3 protein-coding genes are annotated in these 3,127 nt (G+C 64.6%); 2 read left to right on the plus strand and 1 reads right to left on the minus strand.

The window, feature by feature from the left end; genetic code table 11:
* Positions 1 to 757: 3-hydroxyacyl-CoA dehydrogenase family protein (locus EN939_RS27230; protein ID WP_245473183.1), on the plus strand; the 757-nt coding region annotated here is incomplete at its 5' end.
* Between the two features lie 347 nt (positions 758 to 1,104).
* Here EN939_RS27230 and EN939_RS27235 read toward each other — a convergent pair.
* Positions 1,105 to 1,911 (minus strand): response regulator transcription factor, encoded by an 807-nt coding sequence (locus EN939_RS27235; protein ID WP_127270019.1) that lies wholly within the window; start codon positions 1,909 to 1,911, stop codon positions 1,105 to 1,107.
* A gap of 114 nt (positions 1,912 to 2,025) precedes the next feature.
* Between EN939_RS27235 and EN939_RS27240 the strand changes: the two genes are divergently transcribed.
* A partial coding sequence (locus tag EN939_RS27240; protein ID WP_164751254.1) for an ABC transporter ATP-binding protein occupies positions 2,026 to 3,127 on the plus strand: 1,102 nt, incomplete at its 3' end.

Here is a 3,127-nt window from a genome sequence, read left to right on the forward strand (position 1 = left end):
CCTGGAGATCGTGCGCGCCGACAAGACCGCGCCCGATGCGCTGGCGACCGTCGTCGACCTGGCGCGGCGGATCGGCAAGGTGGCCTTTGTCGTCGGCGTCTGCCACGGCTTCGTCGGCACCCGCATGCTGGCCGCGCGCGGCTCGGAATCGGAAGCGCTTCTTCTGGAAGGCGCGACGCCCAGCCAGATCGACCAGGTCTTCACCGATTTCGGCTGGCCGATGGGGCCTTTCCAGATGGGCGATCTCGCCGGTCTCGACATTGGCTGGCGCAACCGCAAGGCGCGTGGCCTGTCGGCCGTGATCGCCGACACGCTGTGCGAACAGGGGCGTTTCGGCCAGAAGACCGGCCGGGGTTTTTACCTTTACGAGGCTGGCGCGCGTACACCAGTGCCGGATCCCGAGGTTGAAGCGCTGATCCGCGACAAGGCCGCGGAGAAGGGCATCGTGCCGCGCGCGATCAGTGCGGAGGAAATCATCGAGCGCACGCTTTACCCCCTGGTCAACGAGGGCGCCAAGATCCTTGAGGAAGGCATAGCGGCCCGTGCGTCCGACATCGATGTCGTCTGGGTCAATGGCTACGGCTTTCCCATCGGCAAGGGCGGGCCGATGTTCTGGGCTGGCCTCGAAGGCCCGGCCAGGATCATCGAGCGGCTCGAGTACTGGCATCAACGGACAGGCAAGGACGTGTTCAAGCCGGCGCCCCTGCTGAAGCGGATGGTCGAGACCGGGTCGTGGAACGGCGACGCGATAGCCTGATCAATCGTCATGGGCAATCCACCCAATTGTCGAGGTCTGCGCTGCCCCTCATCGCCCTGCCGGGCGTTCGTTGTTCGAAAAGCCAAGCAGTTGGCTTTTCGTCCGCTGCGCGGACCACGCCTCGACTCCCCGTATAGTGACGGGGAGAAGGGGCTCGCGATAACCTCGTCGCCTGTCTTGCAACGTTGGACATTGGCGAAACCGGTAATTACTGCGCCCCTCTCCCCGTCCCTATACGGGGAGAGGATGCCGGCAGGCAGGTGAGGGGCAGCGCCGGCGTTCGCAAAAAAGTGACGCGAATTCGAAATCCGAAGCGATTGCCCAGGTAAGCGGCGGGGGCGAAGTAGCTACCTTATCCGCGCGTCGATGATCTCGACGAAACGTGCGAACAGGCCAGCCTGCGACTTGATCTTGAGCTTGCGGTAGATGTTGCGGCGATGGACCTTCACGGTTCCCGGCACGATGCGCATGGCCCTGGCGATCGATTCCGTCGAATGCCCCTGCAGCACAAGGTCGACGACATGTTTTTCGCGCGGCGTCAGCGACAGGCTCTGCCAGATGTGGGCGCGGTCGAACTCGTTGACCGGAGTGGTTGTCTCGTCCTGCTGCGCCTCTGCCGGTTCGTCGGCCGGAAGGGCGGGCCAGCGCAGCCTGGCGAAGCTGATCACCGCCGGCGCCATGTCGCGCAGCAATCTGGCATCGGCGGTGCCGAACGGGCCTGAAGCGCGCAGCCGCATCAGTGAGAGCACCAGCGCATCCTTGCCCGGTAACGGCACGAAGAAGCCGACCTCCTCGGCCAGCCTGGTCTGGCTGTAGTAGGAGCGGAAATACTCGCTGGCATAGAAGCGGTCCGGCGCCAGTTCGCGCATGCGCCAGAACCCTTCCTTGCGCTCGACCGCCGCGTGATGGAACGGGTCGAGCAGATAGGGTCCCTCCTGGTAGAGCGCGACGAAGACGTGGCTTTCGGCCGGCGAGAAGGTTTCGAACAGCAGCGGCGGGCGCGCCGCGCCGCGATAGCCGAACACCACGCAGTGGTCGAAGCTGACATGGAGCCGCAGCCAATCGACCAGCGCATTGCCGAACAGGTCGCCACTGGTCTCCCGCGTCGCCGCGACGAGCGTGGCGAGCTGGCTGTATTCGTCGCTGCGGGACAATCTATACCCCCTTAAACGAGAAAATAGATCAGATATACCACCTGAGAGGTATATACTAGCCGCCATTGGCTCTGGTAGCGTCCCGATATTGCCCTGTTGCTGGAGCCATCAGCCTTGACCGCAGTGCCGGACATCGAGTTTCGCGGCGTCACCAAGCGCTATGGCGCGGTGACCGCGGTCAGCGGCATCGATCTCGCTGTCCCGCCCTCCGCCTTTGTCGCGTTGCTCGGGCCGTCCGGCTGCGGCAAGACCACCTGCCTGCGCATGATCGGCGGCTTCGAGCAGCCGAGCGAAGGCCGGGTGTTCATTCGCGGCCAGGACATGGCCGGCACGCCGCCCTACCGGCGGCCGGTCAACATGGTGTTCCAGCAATACGCGCTGTTTCCGCATCTCGATGTCGAGGACAATGTCGCCTACGGGCTGCGCCAGGCGCGGCCAAGGCTGTCTTCGCGCGAGATCGCCTCAAGAGCGGGCGAGGCGCTCGAAATGGTGCGGCTCGCCGGCTATGGCCGCCGCAAGATCCACGAACTGTCGGGCGGCCAGCAGCAGCGTGTGGCGCTGGCACGAGCCCTGGTCAACAAGCCGGCGGTGCTCTTGCTCGACGAGCCGCTGGCTGCGCTCGACAAGAAGCTGCGCACCGACATGCAGATCGAGCTGCAGAACCTGCAGCGCGAGATCGGCATCACCTTCGTGCTGGTCACGCACGACCAGGAGGAAGCGCTGTCGATGAGCGATTTCGTCTGCGTCATGAACGGCGGCCGCATCGTCCAGCTCGGGCAGCCGAGCGAGATCTATGACGAACCGGCCGATTTGTTCGTCGCCGATTTCGTCGGCAAGACCAACCTCTTGAGCGGTACCGTCGCCGGACATTCGGGCGATCTGGTGGAGGTGGCGCTTGCCGACGGCACCGTCATTGCAGCGCGCAAGCGCACCGCCCTGCAGCAAGGTGAGGCCGTTTCGGTCAGCCTTCGTCCTGAATCGCTCAGCCTTGGCGCTCAGACGGGCGGCCCTTTCAAGGGCATCGTCCGCAACCGAATTTTCCTCGGCTCGACAGCGGAATACGCGATCGAGGTCCAGGGCATCGGAACGCTGCTGGCCAAGGCCGATCACCTGATCGGCCACGGCAATCTCTTCAAGCCGGGTGAACCCGTCGCCATCGGCTTTGCCTCCGGAACGCCGCTGGCGTTTGCGGAGACCAAGAACAACGGGGCCAACC

This window comes from Mesorhizobium sp. M7A.F.Ca.CA.002.05.1.1 (assembly GCF_003998335.1).
GTDB lineage: Bacteria > Pseudomonadota > Alphaproteobacteria > Rhizobiales > Rhizobiaceae > Mesorhizobium.